1 protein-coding gene is annotated in these 860 nt (G+C 57.9%); it reads left to right on the top strand.

The window, feature by feature from the left end; all coding sequences use genetic code 11:
• Window positions 1-849, top strand: an 849-nt coding sequence (locus AC1DT3_RS22930; protein WP_477467461.1) for an ABC transporter substrate-binding protein, incomplete at its 5' end; no start/stop codon positions are given.
• Window positions 850-860 lie beyond the last annotated feature (11 nt).

Here is an 860-nt window from a genome sequence, read left to right as displayed (position 1 = left end):
GTGCAGGGGGACGTGGTGCTCATCACCGATGCACCAGCCGCGCTCGCGCAGCTGTTGCCGCAAAATTTCGTCGAGACGTGGCTGCCGCCGGACCTCGCGGCCAAAATCCCGGAAGAGTTCCAGAAACCGTTGGCCATTTCCACCAATGCCAATGTCTGGGCTTACAACACCGAAGTCCACAAGAGCTGTCCCATCACGAATATCTGGGAGCTCACGGAGCCGAAGTGGAAAGGCAAAGTTGCGTTCGTCGACCCCCTCACAAAAGGCACCTACACCGACTGGTTCAATCAGATGGCGACGCACGCGGACAAGCAGGTTGCGGATGCTTACAAGGCCCATTTCGGCAAGGATTTGAAGACGACTGAGGCGAGTGCCACGGCCGCCTGGGTCAAAGCGTTCGCGGCGAACGCGCCGCTTCTGACCGATGCCGACGATCCGGTTTCGGAAGCCGTCGGAGCGCCGGGTCAGAAGGAGCCGTTCGTCGGCCTCCTGAGTTCTGCAAAGTTCCGCGACAACAAGGATCGGAAATACAAGCTCGGTCTATGCGAAGATCTCAAACCCTGGGTCGGCTGGACCTATCTCAAGCTCGGCTTGGTGGCGAAAAAGACCAAGAGCCCGAATATGGCAAAGCTGTTCGTTCGTTATCTCCTCACGGAGGAAGGCATCACGCCGCAAATGAATGATGGAAAGTTGCCCACCAACATCGACGTCAAGTTGCCGAGTGATGAGCCGTCGGGCATCGCCGGCGTCATGACGAAGCTGTTTCCCTACGATTCCGCGACCGGACTCGACGATTGGGACAAGCGCCAGGATTGGCAGGATTTCTGGCGTGTCCACTACAAGAAATGATCGTACGGGTG

The sequence above is a fragment of the Microvirga sp. P4_G7 genome (assembly GCF_056401005.1).
Note: the sequence above shows the minus strand (reverse complement) of the source record. Positions and strands in the feature narration are given on the sequence as shown.